This window comes from Rhizobium sp. CCGE 510 (assembly GCF_000292525.1).
In the GTDB taxonomy this organism is placed as follows: Bacteria; Pseudomonadota; Alphaproteobacteria; order Rhizobiales; family Rhizobiaceae; genus Rhizobium.
Genome location: NZ_AEYF01000139.1, coordinates 1 through 514, shown reverse-complemented (window position 1 = coordinate 514; position 514 = coordinate 1). Strand labels below are relative to the sequence as shown.

Genomic DNA, 514 nt, shown 5'->3' with positions numbered 1-514 from the left:
AGTAGAACTGGCCTGCGCCGTGTGCGGAGCCGACATAGGCGCCGACGATGCGCTGCAGATGGATCTGCATGGCGCGTTCGCCGAGCCCGTCGGAAAGACTGTCGGCGGTTTCGATGATCAGGCGCTGATGCAGGTCGCGGACGCCATCGCCGTCGATCACGGCGGTTCCGAAACTTTCGGCGATCGCCATCGCCTGGGCGGCGTCCGGGCAGGTGAGCCGGACCATTTCGAGGGTGGCGCCCTTTCGAAGTTGCACGACGCGCGCTGACTGGCGGGTTTGGGTTGCGGGCTTGGCCATGGGTTCGTCCTTTCTCAGTTTCCTCCGAAACGGCCCCGGCCCCTGCCGGTCTGCCTTTCGGTGCGGTCAAAAGGACCCGGCGGAAGACGGGCGTATCAGGGTCCGGGCCTGCCTGGACGAGCGAAGCCGGGCTGCGTGCAAGCAGGGTAAAACCCTTGCGCGGCGCGCGGTCTTGCTTTGCCGAGGACGGCGGGATCCGGCCGCCCCGCGGCGCGA

The 514-nt window shown here is 67.7% G+C and carries 1 pseudogene; it reads right to left on the bottom strand.

The features are described 5' to 3' along the window. Positions 1-298: pseudogene (locus RCCGE510_RS32840) on the bottom strand (hypothetical protein); the annotation flags it as partial. Between the last annotated feature and the right edge of the window lie 216 nt (positions 299-514).